Genomic DNA, 21463 nt, shown 5'->3' with positions numbered 1-21463 from the left:
ATTTATATTATTAAGCCATAATCCACACACCACATTTGACTGATTACCCATTCATTACCCATTTTCCTAGGGTAATTATCTAAGCAGATAACTATTCGACAATTTCATTGACTGGGAATCTATCAATTAACTGCATTGCACGATAAGCGTTACTCCGCAACTTATCCGATATATGGGGTACATGGGGAATTTGTGACAACAAATCTAAAGACCGACGTAAAATCCTGACAATATCACCTTCATCCAAGCTCGTATTATCACATAGTTCCGTCCACTCAACTCCCAAAGCCCACTGTTCGACAATAGAAATTAAGTTGATATAACGATTTTCTAAGCCAACTGGTAGCGCCACACCATGACGATACTGCACTTTTAATACGGAGCGACGAATTTTTTGTAGTTGCGACCAAGTTTGATCGACTTCCTCTGAAATTCTGTAATTAACTGAACTGTCAGGACGAGGATTTTCAGTAACTAAAGCCGCCGCGATCGCTGCTAAATGCTGTGGATCGATGTCATCTAATTTGCCACTTTGGAGCGCCAAACCTAACCACAATTCATTCTCACCCCGAATGGCTGCAGCCATCTGTCCCAAATCGGTCGGGACCGGGACTAAATTTTCTATACAGCTAAACTGTTGGAGAATTTCAATCAAGTTAACAAACTCTTCCCAATGATGTTGGGATTGCTGTTCTAACTGCGATCGCAATTCTTCAATTTCTTCCTTCAGTTCAACAGCACGGGCTCGTTGCTTGTACAAGTTACCTGTATTACCAGCTTGGTAAAGGGGATGAGCTTCGATCTGTTCTTTTACTCCCGCAAGACGAACCATTTGTTCCTTGACTTCTGGGGCTTGATGTAAAGTCGGATCGGGGTCGGGGATTTGACTTGCAACTTTAGCAGAGTCTTCATTACCGTCAATAGAACGCCCTGGTTCGATTTGCATGTGGGCTGGTGGTAAAAAGTCCGGAGCTAAATCAATTCGTGGTAGCTCGCCATACAAATCTAAGACATCAGCATTAGTCGCTACGTACCAACGATTATCCTGTCCCAAACAAATCAGGTAAGGAGCGCGACCAGAACCAGGAGTTTTACCAACTAAGACTGCAGTTATCGGTCGAGAAACAAGAATATACTTACCTTTAAGACTTAAAAGTGTCCCACTTACGGCAAAACCCAACATCATTTTTATTTCTTCTCGTCGGGTTTGCTGTGCTTGTTCTTGTAAGGTTTTTAGTAACTTTTGCTCGACTCGTAGGCGTTGGCGTAATTTCTCATATTTTGCTAGTTCGTCATCCCCCACCATCGCAATTTGCTCTTGGATATGGGCTAATTGCCTTTCCATTTCAGCGATATATTCGTATTGGGGGCGAAGATGCATGTTAGCAAAATATTGCCCAAAACTACGTTCTACCAGTTCCTTTGCTTCTTCTAAAGAATGGGTTTGTAACAGATTCAAAACCATTCCATAACTGGGGGTAAATTGACTAACCAGGGGATCTGACTTAGAAGTAGCTAAATAAGCAGCTTCTTTTGCACCTTCAAAAGGAGTTTGCAGAGTTACAACATGACCCCTCTCATCCATTCCCCGGCGACCGGCTCTACCAGCCATTTGCAGGAATTCAGAAGCATTTAACAATCTGTGTCCCGTATCAGTGCGCTTGGACAAAGTGGAAATAACCGTTGTCCGCGCCGGCATATTGATTCCTGCTGCTAAAGTTTCAGTAGCAAAAACAACCTTAATTAAACCCTGTTGGAATAATTCTTCAACCAAGACTTTCCAAGCCGGTAAAATCCCAGCATGGTGAGCAGCAATTCCCCGGTACAAAGGAGCGATTTGTCCCGCCCGTCCGGCTTCTGGATTACGGGTTAAAAAGTCATCAATTTGTCGGCGTAATATCTGAGACTCTTCAGCATCCACCAGCCACAGATCGCCAACTTCTGCTACAGCTTTATCACATCCCCGACGACTGAAAATAAAGTAAATTGCCGGGAGCATATCCCGTGCTTTGAGTTGGCTTAGTACATAGCTGATGCTTGGGGCTTCGGGTCTACCGCCCCGACCTCTTTCACCGCGACCTCTCTTACCTCTCTTGGACAAGCGGGGATTAATTTTAGTTTTTGACTCGTTGAGTAAAGGAAAAACTCCTTTAACGTTACCAAAATGAAATTCTAGCGGTACTGGTCGAAAATCAGAATAAATTAAATCCGTCGGACCGTGAACTTGATTTAACCAGTGAGTCAGTTCGTCACTATTTGCAACCGTTGCTGAAAGTGCGACCAATTGAACGTTGCGGGGACAGTAAATAATTGATTCTTCCCATACGGTTCCCCGTTGTCGGTCATTCATATAATGGCACTCATCGAGTACCACAGCTTCTACATCCACCAAAGATATACCGACTTGACCAATTGGCGTTCCATAGAGCATATTACGGAATATTTCTGTGGTCATAACCAAAATAGGTGCATCTCGATTGATAGACGCATCCCCGGTCAACAAACCGACAGAATCAAAACCAAACTCTTCTCGAAAATCTCTTAATTTTTGATTTGATAGAGCTTTCAGAGGTGTAGTATAAAATACTCGCTTCGAATGTGCTAGAGCGCGGTAGATAGCATACTCACCCACAAGAGTTTTTCCAGAACCCGTAGGTGCACAGACAACCACCGAATGTCCAGCATTTAATGATGCGATCGCTTCCCTTTGGAATTCATCTAATTCAAAGGGAAATATCGAATTTAGGTCGATTTCACCAGACAGGGCAGGATAATTCACACAATTAAAATTTCAACCAGACTGTTTACTATATTAACCACCATGTTGTCAACAACTGTGATTACGGATAAAATCTTACCGTTCAAAAATGAAGAATGTAAGTATATCTCAATGCTTGTTGTGAAAATTATCAAATTTAAATTTGATAATTTAAATCCTCAAACTTAAATCCTCAAACTTAAATCCAACATTTTCATCATTAGACTCTCATATAGAAACTTGCCCGTAAAAATTTCCTATAAAAGTTTCCAGTAAAACTTTCCAGAAAACTTTTCAGTAAAAATTTCTAATCAGAGACTCTCAAGCTTCTGCTCCATTACTTGCTTGACTACAAATTTGTCTTACTACAAATCTGCTATCTTACAAGTACCACGCGCAACCAGAAAAGATATTACTTAATATTTTTTGGAAAATATTTTTGCTCATTTTCCCATTCTCCATTCTTCATTTTTCATTACCTACTATCCATTTCCCAGTTCTTTAGATCGTTCCGTCGCCGATTTCACAGCTCCGATCACAGCAGAACGAAAAGCAGCATTCTCTAAATGAGCTACACCAGCAATAGTCGTCCCACCGGGACTAGTAACCTTATCTTTTAGCTGTGCTGGATGAATTTTAGTTTCTGCTAATAATGTAGCGCTACCCAGAACTGTTTGCAAAGCGAGTTTGTAAGCGATTGCTCTTGGTAGACCCACTGCAACTCCTCCATCAGTCAGAGCTTCTACAAACAGAGCAACATAAGCCGGACCGCTACCAGAAAGTCCAGTAACAGCATCCATTATATTTTCAGGAACTTCTACAACTTCGCCCACGACGCTTAAAAGTGTCTGTGCAACTTTAAGGGAATTTGTATCGGCATAAGAACCGGGACAGATTGCTGTAATTCCTGCTCCTACTGTAGCTGGGGTGTTAGGCATTGCTCTTATGACAGGACAACCCGGGAATGCTCGTTCTAACTGAGACAATCTTACACCCGCCATGACAGAAATAATAGTTGGGGAGCAGTTGGGACTTGCTAATTCCCACAACTCTTGAGATATGGCGCTGAATACTTGGGGCTTAACAGCCAATAAAACAACTTCTTTCGCTTTTTTTAATAATTCCTGATTATTATAACAAGTTACGACGCCATATTGCGTTTCCAAATCTTGGCGACGTTCAAGCGCTGGTTCGCTGACAATAATTTCCCCAGCTTGATACATGTTGCCCACAATAAGGCGGGATAATAGCGCTTCTCCCATTATCCCGCCACCGATTAAACCAAATTTGACAGACAAGTCAATTTTCCTCAAGTTAATCTTGGATTTCAGATTTTAGATTCTAGATTAATTATGATATCTAATCCAAAATCTAAAATCTTAAATCTTCAATTTTTAGTCTCAAAAATTTTCATTACTAGCGATTTTCACTTGTAAATATTGACAAATTCAAATTCGAACGCTTCAAATTTGATCGCTTCAAATCTGATACCTTATAAATTTGAAATTCTATTGTGCCATCCGAGCAGCATCATTCCCCCAAGTTTGATTGGTTGAAGGTGCAGGACGTGAAGGACGAGGTGCATGCTGAGGTACTTCATGAAGCACTCCTGCTTGGGTACTTACTTGTACACAACTTGGTGTGAATAAAAATATACTTTCTCCGATCCGTTCTTGGTGGCCATCTAATGCGTAGGTTCCACCGGCAACAAAATCTACTGCCCGCTGCGCTTGATCTGGATCCATTATAGTTAAATTTAATACAATTGACTTACGTTCCCGCAAAGCTTGAATTGCTTGGGGCATCTCTTCAAAAGTCCGTGGTTCAATAACTAATACTTCGGAAATTCCGTTTAGTGCTCCTGGCATACCAATAACATTACTCATAGTTTTAGAAGCTGTCGCTGTTGCTACATCAGTATTCATTGTAGGCACTGATTCACGCCAACGTCGATTTTGTGCGGGCGCTTCTTCTACTGGTGCAGGCTGGGGGGTTTGGGGATTTTGCTCCCGGTATATATTCTCGTAGGCACTTGGATCTATCTCTTCTTCTTCGTAGTAATAATCTACAGGCTCATTTAGACCTACAAAATCTCTCAGTCTGGTAAATATATTATTCATAGTTCCAACTCCAGGGTGCGAATCTTTATCTACGTTTTATCTACTGAATACTAAGCAAAAACTATAGTTTCAATTTTTACTTAAGCTATATAGCAGACAACTATGGCATTTTAGCGCCTTTTGTAACATAAATTACTATTATTTGAGGTTTATGACGTTTGTTAACGTTTTAACCTGATCGGCAGACGCAATAATTGAGACAAGATTATATACTAATTAGTGCTGTAAGAAAAGTTGCTTGTTCCCCTTATTTAGAAATTATTAGTCTTTGTTATTTTCAAAACTTTTGTCATCTATTAAACCACGAGATTATGGCTTTTTACTAGTAAAATATTTCCCTTTTGTCAACTTACATGTGGTTTTTACCGAAAATATCTGTTGATATTTACGACTAAATGCGGGGCTCGCCTTTCCCCATGAATCAGCGATCCCCGCAAATATTCTTCCAAAATTTCCTCTCTTAAATGCTTACAGAGGGCGTTCTCCAAACAAAATTGTTCCAAGTCGAACCATTGTTGTATCAGCTTGTAATGCTATCTTATAGTCGCCAGACATTCCCATCGATAAATCTGACATCTTGAAATTTTGCCAGTTTCGATCCCGGATTTCTGTCGCTAACTCCTTGGTTCTTTTGAATACATCTAAAATCTCAACGTCGTTTAATCCCAGAGGTGGAATTGTCATTAAACCTTGAAATTGTAATCTTTTGCAAAGAGCAAGGGCGGGTAAATCACCTTTTAGTTCATCTATATTCCAGCCGGATTTGTTCGGATCGGGAAGAATTTTAACTTGTAAACAAACTAAAGGGTTTATTTCTAGTTCTGATGCTAGTCTATCTAGTCGTTGAGCAAGCTTTAAACTATCGAGAGAGTGAATCCACGGAAAATTAGAGATAATCTTTTTCGCCTTATTGCTTTGGATATGTCCGATAAAATGCCAAGTAATATCGGATAAATCTTCCAGTTCAGTTCTTTTCCCCATGGCTTCTTGAATGCGGCTCTCTGCAAAATCTCTAATACCCGCCTCATAAGCGAGGCGGATTTTGTCGCTAGGGACTTTTTTGGTAACAGCAATTAACTTCACACCCTGAGGAAGGGTAGAGCGAATTTTGGTTATCCGTTCGCTGATCGAACTGCTCATTGGAACGTACGTTGAAAAATACTCTGCAAGCTATCGTACTCTCGGGGGTGTCCCGTACGTCGCAGACTTCGCAATCTATTTTCCAATAACATTCTTGCTTCCGTGCGACCTATGGGCTTAAACTTCAAGCCTTTAGTGTCGTTTGTTACTAGAAAAAAAAGTCTTTGGGCGTACAGTGTAGTAAATAGCTCTTGGTTTTCATCTACCATACAGATCCTATAGAGCAAACCCCAAGTCGGATGATTTATGTATGTTTCTGAGTTTTCTGGGTTCATTTAATACAGAAGGTATGAGTAGATATTAAGATGCAAACAATTAAATGTCTTCGATGCGGACAATTGCGGCTTCAATTTGCTAGAATATCTTTCCAAGCTTTGATAATCCAGTCCTCGAAGGACGCTGAATTGAAGAGGTAGCAAAACCTCAAAAGTAAACGAATATGGCAGTTGCAATAGCATAATTGCGATCGTGGCTTAAACTTAATTGCCAGAAATTGGAGGAATCCGTGGTGTTTGACAAACTTGCTGGCGGTTTTTCCAACTGGAGAAAATCCAGTAAAGAAAAATCATCCTTCGCTGATTTTTGTTCTCCCAGTGTTGCGGCAACTGTTGCTGCTCGCTCGTGTAAAGTAACTGATGGCTTACCACTTTTAGCCCAGCCAATTTCCACATCGGTGTAGCTGACGCCACGCCATCCAGTTCCTAGGGCTTTAACCACGGCTTCTTTAGCTGCCCAACGTCCTGCTAGTCTTTCAAAAGAGGGATTTGCAAGATTTTGGGAATAGTAACCGCAATGTTGCTGCTCAATTGGAGTATACACACGCTGCAAAAAGCGATCGCCAAAGCGCTCAACAGCCGCCTGAATACGTGGAATATAAACAATATCAGTTCCCAATCGAATCATTTTTTTTTCAATAAATAACCAAATGATGGATGTGTAATTTACAGTAGTTCACGACCCATCGTTGAGCAACTTAAGTGCTGCTAGCTGCGCTTGTGCTTTATGCAGAGATTCATCCCATTCCCTACGAGGATCGCTATCTGCAACAATTCCTGCTCCAACCTGTCCCCAAACAACGTTTGATTTTAAATGTAGATGCTCAGAGTGTTGACGCTCGTAGACTCCCCATGGGGAACTTTCACAATAGTAAGATGTATTGACTGATGCATCAAGGGGATCTGAAGTCTTTAACTCGGAAAAAGACGCTGGGGGAGAATCGAGCAACTCTTCGGACTTATACTTTTGTTTTGTTTGCTTCCGCAGCAAATCTCTTACTTTATCGTAAGGGGCTAAAAGCAGAGTGCGGATCAAAATATTTAAATCTAAATAACCTCTTCTATCCAGGTAACCGCAGGAACCATAAAATAAACTGCGTCTAACGGTTTCTAATTCTTCAATGATGGACATGCAGCGAACCTTAGGACAACCGGTAATTGTACCACCAGGAAACATGGCGCGAATCAAATCAACCGTGTCGCTTTCAGATTTTAAGCTACCTTTGATGTTGCTGACAAGATGCATTACGTGACTATAGCGTTCTATTTTCAAAAATTCGTCGACTATCACACTCCCCCATTTACAAACTCGTCCAAGGTCATTACGTTCAAGATCTACAAGCATGATGTGTTCTGCTATCTCTTTAGTATTACTGACTAGATCGCGTGCTTGAGTTAGATCTTTTTCGGGGGTTTCCCCGCGCGATCGCGTCCCAGCAATTGGTCTAGTTTCAGCTTCTCCCTTGGGAAATAGCTTGACTAACCTTTCTGGAGAACAGCTAGCAATTTCTCCCCAAGGTGTTCGCCAATAGCTAGCAAAAGGAGAAGGATTAATTTTCTGTAACGCAAGATAAACTTCCCAGCCAGATGCAGCAGTTAATGTTGCAAATCGCAGTGAAAGATTAGCTTGAAAGATATCACCAGCCCTAATATATTGTTGAGCTTGCTTGACAGCTGCTTCATATTCGGACTGGGAACAGAAGAAATAGGGTAAGGGGGACTGGGAATTGGGGTCTGGTGACGCCTTAGAAAAACTAGATATGTAAGTATCTACAGCGTCATATGGGAATGGTGAAGAAAAAGAGCTATTCTTTTTCTTTTTCTTTTCTTCTGTCTTCCCTTCATCTCTTCCGTTCCCAGTGTAATTCTTAAGCTTTTTTTCCAATTTATCGAGCTGAGTTATGCTGCTAGCTGCTAGCCATAGATCTTGTTCTTGATGATCTAAAACAGCAAAATATTCAGGTTCGTACCAAAATGCAACAGGAAAAGGTAAAGAATCTGTTTTTGATATTGGTAGTTTCTCAATTTCCCAGGCTAAGTCATATCCAAGCCAACCAAGCCAACCACCAGTAAATGGTAAGTGGGAAGGAGGAGATAAACAAGAAGAATCAGCATTATTTTGAGGTTCGGTTTCTGTCTGTTGTAATAAATTTTCCAAGAAGGGCAAAATTTTCCCTAATTCTGGAGTCCAAACTTGGAACTGTCCATCAACGATCCGCGGAAAACCTGCACATATCGAATACCTCGCAAGTTGAGGATTTTCCTTCGGAGTAGGATAAGGACTCTCCAAAAGAGTTGCGATACAGGAATTTAGATTAGAGTTTGGGTTTGAATTTGGAGCTAAGCTTAAACTTAAATTTGAACTTGAATCTGAATCTGAATTTGAGGCGGGAAAAAACAAACTAGCAAAAATATAACTACCAGTGCGATTTTCAAGCGGAAGCGATCGCCAATACCAAAGCTTTGTCATCTTATTTTTCGTACAATTAATTATCCCAAGTTGGGTATATAAACAAATATTACTTTTCTCAGTTTTTCGTTACCAGAAAGTAAAAATCTTTTTTTTCGCGTCAACACAGTGAGAAAAGCTTAGTTTGGCTTGTAATAGTTGGTGTTCAATCGCCTGACATGGAACAAGTTCCGATTTATGTAACTTAGAACACAGTATTTCTTATTAAAACTCAAGAATAAAAATTTACTTCTAGAAATAGTAAGTACTGCTAAGGTTAATTTTTTGTTTTTATTGGGAAATATGTTTCATTTTTAGTAACAGTAGCAACTTTCCATAACAGCCAATAGTAAAACTAAGGAAAATCATATTATAGGTTTTCTTTATCTATATTTTTTTTCAATTCTTAACATATAAAAATATAATTTATTTTTTAGATAAGAAAATATACTCTACTTTTTTTACTAACATTTTATCGCAATATTTACGACCTTAGCCAAGTTTGATGGAGAGTATAAATTGTTAATATATAGTTCCTGGTATTAGTAGAAATTATTCACTGAATCGCGATGAAATTTGCCCCTAAAATTAGTTAAAACAATAGAAAATCAGTTTGTTTGAATCGTTGAGAGAATAGAATGTTTTTTATACTAAAGAAAAAGCAAAGAAAACTTGAAATCATAAGGATGAAATCAACAATTTTATGCAATTTAAATGGCACGAAAAGTCATTAAAACCCATAAGCTAGGAGCTAAAAATATATACAGTAATTGAAAAGAGATCTAAACTAGGAAATGCTTTGCATGATTTCAATTTGCCTTTGATATGGTAATTTATGGCACGAGAATCAGAGATTATTACAACCAGACTAAGACTAATTTTGATGAAGTTTTGCTGTTAGTGGCTCAATTCAAAGGAAAAGATTTGAACCGCGAACGGGCAGAGTTTAGCAATCTGCGGAAAAAAGTAAGACTTTAGCCACAAATATCTAAATCGCAATCCTACACACAACAAGTTAGATAACTAGCTATGGAATATTTCAATCTCGAGGGTAATAGTAAATTTTTCCCAGACTTTTCCCAACAGGGTTATATTGTTGAACGCAAGTTGGGAAATAACCTGAATGGAGGAAGAGCTACCTATCAAGCAACTGACATTAATACAAAGCAATTTGTTGCGATCAAGCAATTTCAGTTTGCAGTAAATGGAAATAGTTGGTCAGATTATGAAGCCCTAGAGAGCGAAATTAAGTTTCTTCAACAGCTAAATCACCCCAGTATTCCCAAATATATAGACTCTTTTGAAACTGAATCTGGTTTTTGTCTAGTACAAGAATATAAAAATGCCCTTTCGTTAGCACAGCCACGATATTTCAAACTTGAGGACATCCGGAAAATTGCGATTTCAATATTAGAAATATTAATTTATTTACAACATCACGTTCCACCAATTATTCACCGAGATATAAAGCCAGAAAATATTTTAGTAGACGATAACCTCAATGTTTATTTAGTTGATTTTGGTTTGGCAAAAATTGATGGTCAAAGTTCAACTTCACATAGCATTGTCAAGGGTACATTAGGATTTATGCCACCAGAGCAAATGTTTTGTCGCCCTCTGAGTGCAGCTTCCGATCTGTATGGTTTGGGAATGACCTTAATTTGCTTGCTTACAAGAACTCCATCTTCTCTGATTGGTGAATTAATTGACGATAACCATCGGGTTAATGTTAGATCTCTACTTCCGAATCTTAACCCTCGCTTCATCAGTTGGTTAGAAAAGATGGTGGAACCAGTATCTCAAGATCGTTACTCAAATGCAGATGAAGCTTTTGTAGCTTTAATGAATCCTAAAATTAGTGACTTGAGCAAAGTAGAGATTGCTGATAGAGGAGATGTTTTAAAGCCGATTGGTTTATTTATGTTACCAATTAGTCTTAGTTTAATTTCAAGCATGAGCAACGGTTTTATGTCTCGCTGTGCGCCAACTTTAAGGGAACGAGAAAAGATAGATCTAAATCGCCGCATAATTATCCCTCCCATTCCTACCGAACGTAGATATAGCAACCATATTAGATATCTAGATCTTCGCCAAAGAGATCTCGAAAACACAAAATTCCAAAATATGCGAGAAATAATAGAAATTAAATCTCAGAATTTTAAATTGAGGATTGTGGAAACAGAGGATATCAATATTCCAGAAGACAATTTTATTGAACAAATCAACCCTTACCAAAGTGATAAGTAAGGAGTAAAAATTAATAAGTAAAAAGTAATAAGTAAAAAGTAATAAGTAAGAATAAGTAATGGTTAACCAGTAATATTTCTCATATAGGGTTCCTTATAAATTTATAGATATTTGGAATGGAGAGAAATGCAAGTTTATTAAATCAATAGTTGGGTGATTTCAAAGCAAGAAAACAAGAAATTATTACTCATTACTCATTACTCCTTACTCCTTACTCCTTACTCATTACTTATTACTTATTACTCATTACTCATTACTCATTACTCCTCAGACTTGAGCGCCAATTTGAAAACGTATTCCCCAGAAAATTATTAAAGCAATTAGCGCCACCCAATCCCAAGATTTTAAACGTAATTCATGCCACTGTACTCGATGCTGGTTCGGACTAGTAAAACCTCTCGCGACCATTGCTCCAGCCATTTGTTCTGCACGCATAAGTAAGTTATCTAAAAGTTTTTCTATTACCATCAGCCAAACTTTGACTGCACCCTTCCAGCCCAACTTACGCCAATTAATTGCCCTAGTGACAACAGAACGAGCTAAATTTTGAATTTCTTCTAGTACTAAAGGAATAAAGCGTAAAGATAAAGTTAAAGTTAGAGTTATTTCTGTAACTGGTATATTCAGTTTCCGTAGGGGTCGGCTCAAACTTTCAATAGCTGCTGTAATTTCCTCGGTGGCAGTAGTTAATAAGTATAAGTTAGTGCCATATATGATGGTAAAGAAAATAGTACTTAAACGTATAGCTAGATCAAAAGAATAACGAGTTACTCTTATCGGTCCAAGCCCAAATATAGGTCCAATTTCTAACAGTACATAATGGTAACTTTGCTCGTATTCCATACTATTAGTGGAAATTGAAGTTGGATTCGGACTTACTTCAGGGGAAGGGGATACTTTGTTTTGAACAATATTTGAAGTTTGTGGCTTAGATTCGGGATATAACTCTTGTTGATCGACAGGTAAACGCGGCTGATATTTTACCCCTAAGGCGTCAGGAGTAATGGAAGCAATGAATAAAACCAAAAGGCAAATTGTTAACAACCAGCCCATTTGTTGACGCCATACTCTGCGGGGAATTCCCGCTGTTAGAGTTGCTAAAACCAATAAAACAACCAGTAGTATACGCCACTGGTTATTAGCAAAAATATAAGTTGTCAGAAAACTCATCAACCAACCAAACTTAACTCTTGGATCGAGTTTATGTAACCAAGTATGTGGTTGTTCTAAGTAAAGACCGATAGGTAGGGAGCGCAGTAAATCCATTTAATATTAATTAATCGTTTCAACTAAACGCGGGCTGCTCTGTTAACGTTACTAGTCTCAACATCTCGAGCTTTTTTACTTCTCCACAGCAAACGAATAGGGGTACCTCTAAATCCTAATTGTTGGCGGAATTGTCTTTCAATATACCGGCGGTAGTTATCCCCAAAGCGCTTAGCTTCATTAACAAATAAGGCGATTGTTGGCGGTTGACTACTAACCTGGGTACCGTAATAAATTTTACCTTGTCTTCCTCCGCGACTAACTGGTGGTGAATGCCAAGTAATAGCTTCTTCTAAAACATCGTTGACGACAGAAGTACTAATTCGACGTTTATGCTCTAGGGCTGCACTGTCTACCAAATCTAATATTTTGCCTACCCGTTGTCCAGTCAATGCACTAACAAAAATTGTAGGTGCCCATTCAGAAAAATGGAGTCTTCCTTCAAGAATTTTTTGGTACTCGTAGATTGTGTAGGAATCTTTTTCGATTGCGTCCCATTTGTTAATAACAATTACACAAGCCCGACCTTCATCAATAATTCTTCCGGCTAATTTTTGGTCTTGCTCGGTAACACCATCAACAGCATCTATTACCATCAGCGCTACATCACAACGGCGAATTGCTTTAAAAGCACGATTGATACTAAAAAACTCCGTACCGTATTCAATATGTTTCTTTTTGCGAATTCCTGCTGTATCAATCAGTCGGTAAGTTTGTTCTCCCCTGACGACACAGGTATCAATTGCATCGCGGGTAGTTCCGGAAATTGGACTCACGATTGCCCGTTCTTCGCCGACAAAGGCATTTAACAAACTGGATTTACCTACATTCGGACGTCCGATAATGGCAACTTTTATCTCATTATCTTCCGGTAGTTCCTCTACTGCGGGTAAATGTTTAATAAGTTCATCTAGCAGGTCGCCTGTACCGTTACCATGAATTGCAGAAATAGCATAAGGCTCGCCCAATCCCAAATTCCAAAATTCTGCAGCTTGAATTAAGCCTTGGTCGGGGGATTCGCATTTATTTACAGCTAATAGTACGGGAACCTTTTGTTGGCGCAACCATGTAGCTATTTCTTCATCTGCACCAATTGGACCTGTACGACCATCTACAACGAAAATTGCAGCACTGGCTTCTGTCAAAGCTGTCATCGCCTGCTGACGAATCAGGGGTAGAAATTCCGTATCATCATTAAATACCAAACCACCTGTATCCACAACCACAAATTCACGATCGCCCCAATAGGAAGGTAAATAGGTGCGATCGCGGGTCACCCCTGGTTGGTCGTGTACAATAGCAGCTTTTTCTCCAGCTAAACGATTAACTAGGGTCGATTTGCCCACATTGGGGCGTCCAATAATTGCAACAATCGGAAGACTCATAACTCGGACTTATAATCCTATAAACTTTTATTTTATCTAGATTTATTAATTAATATTAATCATTCACTCTTTGTCTTTTGTCCTTACCCCGAGCATTAAAGACCTATAGGCAAAAACTATTTACAGCCAAAAACTCTGTGACAAGGAATGTGGAGACATATTAATTTTAGTGCAAACGATTTTCAAAGTTAATTAATGATTTAAAAATAGTAGCAGCAAATCCATATGATGCGATCGCAACTTTTTTTCTAAATAGCTGATTAATTTTTTTCATAAGGTAATCAATGTTAAGTGACAAATCCTTAATCAGTACTTAGAATTTGGTGTTACCTTTGTTGGGGATTAGTCGTGAAAATACGTAAATTGCTCAATTGGAGAGTAATAAGACTGGGTCACAAAAGCTTGCAAATTTCAGTTAAGCGATTTTTAGGATTATGCTTATTTTTGATTTTCTGTGTTTTATTATACGCAAAAATAATTGAGCCAAATTGGATTGATATTCATAGAGTGCAGCTAAGACTTCCACATTTAGCTTCAGAATTTAATGATTATCGAATTGTGCAAATTAGCGATTTGCATACTGATAAATTCATGACCCAAAGACATTTGCGTCGTATTTTCTATTTGGTGAACCAGCAAAAACCAGACCTAATTGCTATGACTGGTGATTTTGTGACGGAATACCAGCAAAAATTTATCCCCTATTTTCAAAATAGCTTGAAGGTTCTTAAATCCAAAGATAAAACTGTTGCAGTATTAGGAAATCACGATTATTTAGCAAATCCCCAAGGGATTAGAAAAGCACTACGAGCAAATAACATTCTTGAACTGAGGAATCGCGTTTACAGTATCAAGCGGGGTAATTCGATATTAAATATTGCTGGTATTGATGATGTCTTAATGGGTACAGCACGTTTGGATTTGGTCTTACAACAATTACCACCTGAAGGTGCAGCAATAATTTTGGTACACGAGCCAGACTTTGCTGATATCAGTGCTGCTACGGGTAAGTTCGATTTGCAGTTATCAGGACATTCCCATGCAGGACAAGTACGCTTACCATTTTTTAAACCTCCAGTCCTTCCCACCTTAAGCAAAAAATATTATGAAGGTTTAAATCGGGTAGGGAATATGAATGTTTATACCAATCGTGGTATTGGTATGACAAGCTTGCGTATTCGCTTTGGTTCGCGTCCTGAAATTACTGTGTTTGATTTAGTCACAGGTAAGTAACATTTTTATTACCTACCATTAATGAACTTTTCATTTCAGTACAAGCAACATGATATTTATGACAGCGAATAAATTTAACTGGCTGGATTTACAGTTTGTTCTACATCCACATCAACCTTTTGTCCTAATTTCGATTCAGTTCCAGCAATTAAGCGTCCAATATTACTTTTATGTCGCCAAACGACGTATAAACTACCAACTACACCGAAAATAATATAAGGCAAAGGTTGGTTCAAAATTACCATCGATACAGGAGCAGCTAAAGCACCAGAAATTGAACTTAAAGAAACAAACCGGGAAATTGCGATCGCAATTCCAAATACACCAACACAAATTAAAGCAACTTGCCAATTCATGGCGAATAAAATACCAATACTGGTCGCAACAGATTTACCACCACTAAAACCTAAAAATATTGATTTACTGTGTCCTAAAATGGTGAAAAATCCTGTTAAAGCAACCATTGAGGACAGCCAAATATCTACATTAATCGTCCCTGGAAGTAAATCTTGAGCGGTAGCAAAGTTAAATAACTCGCGAGCGATCAGAATAGCCACTACCCCTTTGAGACTATCAATAAATAGTACGGATGCTCCGGGTCCTTTACCTAAGGTCCTTAAAACATTAGTAGCACCAGTAGAACCAGAACCAAATTCTCGAATATCAATTCCTTTTAATAATTTAGCTGCAAGGTAGCCAGTGGGAATTGAGCCCAATAGATAAGCTACGACCAAGACACAGAAACATAAAGTTAACCAAATATTCATAACTAAATAATTTTGAGTCAAAAACAGGAAATAAAGAATTAGGAATTGGTATTTGGGAATTGAGAATTGAGAAGGAGAAATTGGGAGCTAGAAATTGGGAAAATCCAGTTTCTAATCTCCATTACAGCTTAAAAATCATCGTCATAGTAAGAGTTTCTCATCATTTTTGGGTCAGGAGCAAAAGCTAACCACAACGGAAATTCCAACAACCCAAGACTGATTTCTTCCTCCGAATCATCAATGACAATTAATGGTAGTAATCTAGCTTTGACTAAACGCTCTGCTTTTTGAGCAACTGCTTCTGGGGTTTCAAATAATGCAACCCCTCGGTCTGGACCAAAGTCAGGACGACCAACCCCCAAACAATCTTGTAAACCGCGTCGCCATTCACCCAAGCGTTCTGGACTATCAGCCAGTATTAAAGTACGGACGCGATCGCCATATAGCCGATAAAGTATGGAAATAATCGCCGAAGTCACCAAAGTATTTTGCAATCTGCTACCCAGAGTACGTAATGCACCCCTTCCACCTTGTTCGAAGAACCATTTAGATGCGCGTTCGGCGTGAACTGGTTCAAAAGTGCGACGTAATTGCCATGGCGGACCGTAGTAATCTGGTTTTGTGCGGTATTGATCGATGAACCCACGAATTTTTTTTGTCGTATCCTGAAAACGCTGTTGGGTAAATTGTGGTGTATCTGATTCAGGTTCTTCTATCTCACGGGGACGACTTTGAATAACTTGTGGTTTTTCTTTTGGTTCGCTCGGTGGTGGAGATAATTCTAACTGTTCAGCAGCCGCAGCCAAATCCTGTAAACTACCGGTTAGGTAATCTTTAAAACCTTGAACTCGAATGGCTAAATCCTGGGAAGCACCAGCAAACGTACTGCGCATTTCCTTACGAATGCGTTCTTGACGTTTTTCTAATTTCTCTACAGCAATTTGCAAAGTTTGCTTGCGTTTTTCAAGTTCTTCAAGGGCTTCCTGTACTACTCGTCCCATTTTGGTTTGGGTTTCCTGCACCTGTTGGGAAAGTATTTGTTGAGTAGCTTGGAGATTTGCTATTTCCGTCCGCAGTGCTTTTTCTTGGCGTTGTAATTCGCTTATTTTACTTGATTCTGAATCTACAGACATAAATGAAATATTATTGACAAGTTTTTGAGATTTATCCCCAGATTCCAAAACCGAAGTTTCATCTTGGGGTTTTACAGTTTGTGGTTTTAAATTGAGTGCAAAAGAGTTTTCTGCTGTTTCTGGGGCATTGCTTGATGTTAGAGTCTCAGTATTTGCTTTTGGTGTAGAATCTTCTTGAGGATTTACTGACTCTGCTTGTGGTTCCTCTTCAAGCCCCTCTGAACTTTCTTCAATTGATTTTTGATTTTCAAATTCTTCTTGATTCATAGAAACAATAAGTTTTACATCCTTTAATAATTAATTTTCTTTTCTCTGTAATTTGTTGTTTGTAACATAGTTTGATAAATAACCCAGTCACTATTGATGCTATGAATTACAGTTTATAATTGCTAGCAGTTTATATGTAAAGAGAAAAAGAACAGCATTTACTAATTCTCATCCGATTCTTTTTCCCTATTTGAGTAAATTTTAGTTATATTTACAAACATTGACAGACAATACAGCCATACAGACTATCCCAGATTCTGATTTCTTGGATAGTGCTGCTCCAAACAGGTTTTAAGAGTCTTGGGGTCAAATATAATTGGTAAAAAGTGAATACTTTTGGTTTCTTTGAAATAAAATAGTATTGGAATTTGTGGCCAAAAAATTTCCCAATGTTGCCATTCACTGTATGGAAAACGGCGGATTAATTTTTCTCCTCTGTAAATATCTAAATCTGTAGCAGTAAATCGCAAACGCAGAGTAACTGCTTGAAACATCAAAAATACGCCAAAAAGTGCAATTATTCCTGCTAATAAGGGTTGTACTATCAGTAGTAGAGCACCAATTAATACTAATACTAGAGGAATCTTATAATTAGGATTTAATTCGACAGTTGATAGCGCATTCGTACTTGTTGAAGTGGTCATAGTTTTCCACCCTGAATCTTAAAGTAACATTTCTCTTATTTTAGAATTTAAGAGCAAGCTCCCCAAATACTCTTCCTATCCGAGTAGAAAGTTACCTAATTGAACGAGAAAGGGGAGTGTGGGAAGAAAAGGAGAAGTTTTTGTAGATGATTGTCTTGGTTGGAAAAGAATAATTTATTTGCTAAGCAATAGTTTCTCTTCCCAGAGTTTTACTTTTCCCAAAAAATCATTTCTCATAAATAATTTGTATAGGTAATATTGGATTAGCCATAAACATTTAGGAAATTTAGAACAGAAATCAGGAAAATTTGGGACAATATTTTAGAAATTGGAAAATTTTTGTTTCCTATTTTCTTGCTTGATGAAGATTTTCGTCAAAGGAAAAGATGCATGCTTCCAGTAAATTGATTCCAGTAAATGGACAAGTCTGCTTTACCAAAGATTATTTCCTTAATTGGCGGTGAAAGGTGACAAGCTTATTTCCTTACCCCTATTTCCTTCAAAAAAAATACTATGACGTAACCTGATGAGCCATCTACAGTCATAAAACTAAAATCCCTGTAATAATGCACTTCCAGCACCCTGGAACATGACCCAAGTAAGGAAGAAGTTACTAATAAAAATAACTAACAAAGAAGTTACAACTGCAGTTGTGGTAGATTCTCCCACACCTTTCGCTCCACCAGTAGTTGTCAAGCCCCAATTGCAACCAATAACGGCAATAAAAGTACCAAAACAAAATGCCTTCACCATGGCGCTGATAATGTCCCAAAAACTAAGAAAATTACGCGCTGAATCTAAAAATGAAGTGTCTGATAGATTATAAAGATTAGTCGCTATAATCAATCCCCCAGTCATTCCTGTCACTAAAGATAACAGGGTCAAAATAGGTAACATTAAGCAACAAGCAAGAACTCGGGGAATTACCAGATAATCTACTGGATCGGTTTTGAGGATTAATAAAGCATCTATTTGTTCGGTTACCCGCATAGTCCCAATTTCCGCCGCAAATGCAGAACCCACTCTTCCGGCTAATATCACTGCTGTGAGTACGGGGGAAAGTTCTCGCGTCAATGCGACTGATAAAACTCCACCGACGATATTCCCCGCACCAAAAGCGATAAACTCCCGTGCGACCTGAACAGTAAAAACAGCACCGACAAATACAGCGGTCAACAAAGCGATAAATAGGGAATCTGGTCCCACCGCAGCCATTTGTTCCAAAGTGTTACGTCGGTGTATTTTGCCCTTCAAAAGATGAACAAATACTTGTCCGCCCAAAAAAATTGATGACAGCAGTCGCTGACTCCACATTCCTAAACTGGATTTGGTTTTTATCTGGCTCAACGTTCACAAGCTAACTCAGTAACTGCCGTAATCATAGCGAAATATGAGTTATGAGTTTATATATTGAGTTGATAGATTATTAAGACTTGAGTATTTGTGACGATTTTTCAGTAGCTCGGGATTACTCAGTTACATTGCAATTGCTGTATTTATCTTTCTGAATCAATCTCAACATCCTTACTTTCTAACTAGGAAGACAATCCAAGCGAATCCCTGTTCCGAAAAGTTGTAACTTCTCTTAGTCTTTCACTGGTAAAAGTTACTAAGTTTAAACTTTCTCTCAGAAAGTCAATTTCGAATGAACAATATTACCCTATTCTCTCATAAACTGTGCAAAAGCTTGCAAGTAAAGGTTTACATCCAAAAGATAGCCCTGTATATTGGCAATTTGAACGAAATGTGAACTTTGTTGTTTTTTAATGAAAACTTAAGATTTTTGAAAAAACGCCCCATGGAGGTGAATCTACCTTATTGTAGATATTGAAAAAGCAGGTCTTATTTTTGCAACTTCACGGAGCCTGTATAGTGATGAACATTTTTGCTAACTTTATCCGTTCGCTGCTACTATCTATGGTGTTCAGCTTTGTAGCACCAATGTTATTTGTTGGTAGCCTCTGGACTGTAATTATCTTAGTCAGTTATTTCCCTGGCTTACAAGAGCTAACACAAGTTATTGCCCAAGATATTTCCCAATTTCTCATGGTTTTTGGTAGCGGAACACCATTACAAGGTGTTTTAGTTATCTGTTTAACTTGTTGTTTTGTGGGAGCGCTATTTGATGCCTATGCTTTCTACCGGTGTCAAATTCTACGTCTAAACTCTTAAAGATTTCTCAAATTACCATCTTATAAATGGTGATGTACCAAGCATGAGACTGTAGCTAATTAGCAAAGGAGTAATATACTTACATTTCAAATATTTCCAAGATGTCAAAAATATTTTCCAATCAAAGCCTAAAAATTTTGCGATTGGAATTTGAAATTTTAATTACTCAAACACCCGAGTAAAGGATCCAAAAATCAACTTTCAACTAGAAATTTTCACCAATAATGTGCTATTGATTGTTTGCCACAGATGAAAGTGGAACTAAACTTGATTAGGGAAATGAAGATATTATCTTGTCTGTAGAAATGATATGTCGGAAAGATGTGTCAATAAATCACAGCATAAATAGTCGAAAGCTATAATCAAAAGCTATAGAATTATGCTGTTTTGAGGGTTAATAAGAATCAATTAACAATAAAACTAAGTAACTCACTACAAGATAAGCTATAATTTCATTCATAAAAAAACAAGAAGTCTTTAAGTAATAAATATAAATAATATAAAGTGACAACATCACCGTACGGCAAAAATTTGCAGACTTCTTCCTTCCCGATCCTTAATTCTATTTTCATTTACAGCTTACTGCTATTTGAAGCTTAACATTCAATTTATAGTGTTTTTTTTGACTACTCATGATTTGGCCTTTTAAGCCTAGGTTTCGTAAACAAATTGCCAGAATTGAAATTAACGGTGCGATCGCCGGAGCTACCCGCAAGAGAGTGTTAGAAGCACTCAAAACAGTGGAAGAGAAAAAGTTTCCGGCTTTATTACTACGGATTGACTCCCCCGGAGGTACAGTAGGAGATTCTCAGGAAATTTATAGTGCCCTAAAGCGTTTGCGCGATAAATTAAAAATAGTTGCTTCTTTTGGCAACATTTCTGCATCTGGTGGTGTTTATATTGGTATGGGTGCAGAATATATCATGGCCAACCCAGGAACAATTACAGGCAGTATAGGTGTTATTTTGCGTGGTAATAACCTAGAAAGATTGCTTGACAAAGTTGGCGTTTCTTTCAAAGTTATTAAATCTGGTCCCTACAAAGATATCTTGGCATTCGATCGAGAACTGACCGAACCAGAACAAGGTATTTTGCAGGAACTCATAGACACCAGTTATCAACAATTTGTGCAAACAGTTGCTGAAGGACGTAATTTAGAACCAGAAACAGTTAAAACTTTTGCCGATGGGCGGATTTTTACTGGACAGCAGGCTTTAGAACTGGGTATTGTAGATAAACTTGGAGCAGAAGAAGATGCTCGTCGTTGGGCTGCTGAATTAGTAGATCTAGACCCGGAAAAAACACCTGTTTATACTTTTGAGGAACGTAAGCCTCTTTTGAGTCGTATCTTACCGGGAAATCGTCAGGCAAAAAGTAAAATTGGAACTGGAATCGATTGGTTAGAATTTGAAATTTCTACCAGTGGTCTTCCGTTGTGGTTATACAGACCTTGATAGCGAACAGTTATCAGTTAACAGTTAACATTTAACAGTGTTAGCTAAGCGTGGCGCTAGCCATACAGTGGACAATAAACATATAACTGATAACTGAAATCTGTTAGCGGATCCGTAGGTAGCGCAGCTATAGCGTGCACGGTAGCGCATTAA

General features: G+C 38.4%; 17 protein-coding genes. 4 read left to right on the top strand and 13 right to left on the bottom strand.

The genetic code is table 11. The features are described from left to right. Nucleotides 1-91: 91 nt before the first annotated feature. The 7 genes from BC008_RS16455 to BC008_RS16425 all read right to left on the bottom strand — a co-directional run bounded on the left by BC008_RS16455 (nucleotide 92) and on the right by BC008_RS16425 (nucleotide 8763). Nucleotides 92-2779, bottom strand: a complete 2688-nt coding sequence (locus BC008_RS16455) for a DEAD/DEAH box helicase (RefSeq protein ID WP_027844629.1) — start codon at nucleotides 2777-2779, stop codon at nucleotides 92-94. Between the two features lie 461 nt (nucleotides 2780-3240). After that, nucleotides 3241-4056: a pyrroline-5-carboxylate reductase gene (gene proC, locus BC008_RS16450; protein WP_027844628.1), complete on the bottom strand. Its 816-nt coding sequence runs from the start codon at nucleotides 4054-4056 to the stop codon at nucleotides 3241-3243. 210 nt (nucleotides 4057-4266) lie between these two features. Then, nucleotides 4267-4878: a cell division protein SepF gene (locus BC008_RS16445; protein ID WP_027844627.1), complete on the bottom strand. Its 612-nt coding sequence runs from the start codon at nucleotides 4876-4878 to the stop codon at nucleotides 4267-4269. A gap of 468 nt (nucleotides 4879-5346) precedes the next feature. Then, nucleotides 5347-6018, bottom strand: a complete 672-nt coding sequence (locus BC008_RS16440; protein ID WP_027844626.1) for a YggS family pyridoxal phosphate-dependent enzyme — start codon at nucleotides 6016-6018, stop codon at nucleotides 5347-5349. Beyond that, complete coding sequence (gene pipX, locus BC008_RS16435) at nucleotides 6015-6293, bottom strand: transcriptional coactivator PipX (protein WP_058183680.1); 279 nt, start codon at nucleotides 6291-6293, stop codon at nucleotides 6015-6017. Before pipX ends, BC008_RS16440 begins: the two co-directional genes overlap by 4 nt. 148 nt (nucleotides 6294-6441) lie before the next feature. Next, the gene (gene acpS / locus BC008_RS16430; RefSeq protein ID WP_027844625.1) at nucleotides 6442-6921 is read right to left on the bottom strand and encodes a holo-ACP synthase; all 480 of its coding nucleotides are present in this window, start codon (nucleotides 6919-6921) and stop codon (nucleotides 6442-6444) included. 48 nt (nucleotides 6922-6969) lie between these two features. Then, complete coding sequence (locus BC008_RS16425) at nucleotides 6970-8763, bottom strand: chorismate-binding protein (RefSeq protein ID WP_027844624.1); 1794 nt, start codon at nucleotides 8761-8763, stop codon at nucleotides 6970-6972. A gap of 1008 nt (nucleotides 8764-9771) precedes the next feature. Here BC008_RS16425 and BC008_RS16420 point away from each other — a divergent pair. Beyond that, nucleotides 9772-10989, top strand: a complete 1218-nt coding sequence (locus tag BC008_RS16420) for a serine/threonine protein kinase (protein WP_058183679.1) — start codon at nucleotides 9772-9774, stop codon at nucleotides 10987-10989. Nucleotides 10990-11256: 267 nt separating this feature from the next. Here the strand turns inward: BC008_RS16420 and BC008_RS16415 are convergent, their stop codons facing one another. Beyond that, on the bottom strand, nucleotides 11257-12255 hold the full coding sequence (locus BC008_RS16415) for an energy-coupling factor transporter transmembrane component T family protein (RefSeq protein ID WP_027845404.1): 999 nt from the start codon (nucleotides 12253-12255) through the stop codon (nucleotides 11257-11259). Nucleotides 12256-12278: 23 nt separating this feature from the next. Beyond that, entirely contained in the window at nucleotides 12279-13640 is a 1362-nt protein-coding gene (gene der, locus BC008_RS16410; protein ID WP_027845405.1) for a ribosome biogenesis GTPase Der, read from the bottom strand. Nucleotides 13641-13988: 348 nt separating this feature from the next. Between der and BC008_RS16405 the strand changes: the two genes are divergently transcribed. Then, nucleotides 13989-14873, top strand: coding sequence for a metallophosphoesterase (locus tag BC008_RS16405; protein ID WP_321170081.1), 885 nt, complete (start codon nucleotides 13989-13991; stop codon nucleotides 14871-14873). Nucleotides 14874-14947: 74 nt separating this feature from the next. Here the strand turns inward: BC008_RS16405 and plsY are convergent, their stop codons facing one another. The 4 genes from plsY to BC008_RS16385 form a co-directional block, all read right to left on the bottom strand. Continuing rightward, nucleotides 14948-15640 (bottom strand): glycerol-3-phosphate 1-O-acyltransferase PlsY, encoded by a 693-nt coding sequence (gene plsY / locus BC008_RS16400; RefSeq protein ID WP_027845407.1) that lies wholly within the window; start codon nucleotides 15638-15640, stop codon nucleotides 14948-14950. 128 nt (nucleotides 15641-15768) lie between these two features. Further along, on the bottom strand, nucleotides 15769-17040 hold the full coding sequence (locus tag BC008_RS16395; RefSeq protein WP_027845408.1) for a DUF3086 domain-containing protein: 1272 nt from the start codon (nucleotides 17038-17040) through the stop codon (nucleotides 15769-15771). A gap of 245 nt (nucleotides 17041-17285) precedes the next feature. Beyond that, on the bottom strand, nucleotides 17286-17684 hold the full coding sequence (locus BC008_RS16390) for a DUF3119 family protein (protein ID WP_027845409.1): 399 nt from the start codon (nucleotides 17682-17684) through the stop codon (nucleotides 17286-17288). Between the two features lie 549 nt (nucleotides 17685-18233). After that, the gene (locus BC008_RS16385) at nucleotides 18234-19031 is read right to left on the bottom strand and encodes an MlaE family lipid ABC transporter permease subunit (RefSeq protein WP_027845410.1); all 798 of its coding nucleotides are present in this window, start codon (nucleotides 19029-19031) and stop codon (nucleotides 18234-18236) included. A gap of 528 nt (nucleotides 19032-19559) precedes the next feature. Here BC008_RS16385 and BC008_RS16380 point away from each other — a divergent pair. Beyond that, a complete protein-coding gene (locus BC008_RS16380) occupies nucleotides 19560-19856 on the top strand; it encodes a hypothetical protein (RefSeq protein WP_027845411.1) in 297 nt (98 codons plus the stop codon). 632 nt (nucleotides 19857-20488) lie between these two features. Continuing rightward, a complete protein-coding gene (gene sppA, locus BC008_RS16375; RefSeq protein WP_027845412.1) occupies nucleotides 20489-21310 on the top strand; it encodes a signal peptide peptidase SppA in 822 nt (273 codons plus the stop codon). The last annotated feature ends 153 nt before the right edge of the window (nucleotides 21311-21463 follow it).

It is taken from the genome of Mastigocoleus testarum BC008 (genome assembly GCF_001456025.1).
GTDB lineage: Bacteria > Cyanobacteriota > Cyanobacteriia > Cyanobacteriales > Nostocaceae > Mastigocoleus > Mastigocoleus testarum.
This window is presented reverse-complemented; position numbering and strand designations above follow the sequence as displayed.

Excerpts from the sequence above, each read along its gene's own strand:
- BC008_RS16445 (WP_027844627.1), bottom strand. The coding sequence starts at position 4,878 with ATGAATAATATATTTACCAGACTGAGAGATTTTGTAGGTCTAAATGAG.
- BC008_RS16440 (WP_027844626.1), bottom strand. The coding sequence starts at position 6,018 with ATGAGCAGTTCGATCAGCGAACGGATAACCAAAATTCGCTCTACCCTT.
- pipX (WP_058183680.1), bottom strand. The coding sequence starts at position 6,293 with ATGAACCCAGAAAACTCAGAAACATACATAAATCATCCGACTTGGGGT.
- acpS (WP_027844625.1), bottom strand. The coding sequence starts at position 6,921 with ATGATTCGATTGGGAACTGATATTGTTTATATTCCACGTATTCAGGCG.
- BC008_RS16425 (WP_027844624.1), bottom strand. The coding sequence starts at position 8,763 with ATGACAAAGCTTTGGTATTGGCGATCGCTTCCGCTTGAAAATCGCACT.
- BC008_RS16420 (WP_058183679.1), top strand. The coding sequence starts at position 9,772 with ATGGAATATTTCAATCTCGAGGGTAATAGTAAATTTTTCCCAGACTTT.
- BC008_RS16415 (WP_027845404.1), bottom strand. The coding sequence starts at position 12,255 with ATGGATTTACTGCGCTCCCTACCTATCGGTCTTTACTTAGAACAACCA.
- der (WP_027845405.1), bottom strand. The coding sequence starts at position 13,640 with ATGAGTCTTCCGATTGTTGCAATTATTGGACGCCCCAATGTGGGCAAA.
- plsY (WP_027845407.1), bottom strand. The coding sequence starts at position 15,640 with ATGAATATTTGGTTAACTTTATGTTTCTGTGTCTTGGTCGTAGCTTAT.
- BC008_RS16395 (WP_027845408.1), bottom strand. The coding sequence starts at position 17,040 with ATGAATCAAGAAGAATTTGAAAATCAAAAATCAATTGAAGAAAGTTCA.
- BC008_RS16390 (WP_027845409.1), bottom strand. The coding sequence starts at position 17,684 with ATGACCACTTCAACAAGTACGAATGCGCTATCAACTGTCGAATTAAAT.
- BC008_RS16380 (WP_027845411.1), top strand. The coding sequence starts at position 19,560 with ATGAACATTTTTGCTAACTTTATCCGTTCGCTGCTACTATCTATGGTG.
- sppA (WP_027845412.1), top strand. The coding sequence starts at position 20,489 with ATGATTTGGCCTTTTAAGCCTAGGTTTCGTAAACAAATTGCCAGAATT.